The sequence below is a fragment of the Pseudomonas sp. SWRI111 genome (genome assembly GCF_014268555.1).
Lineage (GTDB): Bacteria > Pseudomonadota > Gammaproteobacteria > Pseudomonadales > Pseudomonadaceae > Aquipseudomonas > Aquipseudomonas hamedanensis.
Genome location: NZ_JABWQQ010000070.1, coordinates 1 through 362, shown reverse-complemented (window position 1 = coordinate 362; position 362 = coordinate 1). Strand labels below are relative to the sequence as shown.

At 57.7% G+C, this 362-nt stretch carries 1 protein-coding gene; it reads right to left on the bottom strand.

Annotated features, from left to right (window positions below; translation table 11 throughout):
* Positions 1-362: Hcp family type VI secretion system effector (locus HU755_RS27840; protein ID WP_186638296.1), on the bottom strand; the 362-nt coding region annotated here is incomplete at both ends.

The window sequence follows — 362 nt, the reverse complement described above, 5'->3', positions numbered from 1 at the left end:
TTGTGCATTTTGTTGTTGATGGCGACGATGATCGCGTCTTCCAGTTTGGTGGTGTAGTAGTGCTCTTGGGTGCCTTGAGCCGAAGTGCGGTACCACTGGATAACGATCTCGCTCATGCGCTCGCCGGAAGTCAGTGCGGCTTGCAGCAGTGGCGAAGCCTTGTCGTAGACCTTGGTGATCACAACTGGCTTGTGAACGCGCTGACCGGTTGGCTGACCGGATTGCGGGTCACGCGGGATGATCACGTCGTGGGTGAAAGCCTGAACCATGACCTGGTCTTCGTGGCCTTCCTGGTAGGTGTTGCCAACGGAGTCGGCGGTGAAGGCGCCGGCAGTGATCAGGCCTTGTTTTTCGCCGGTAAC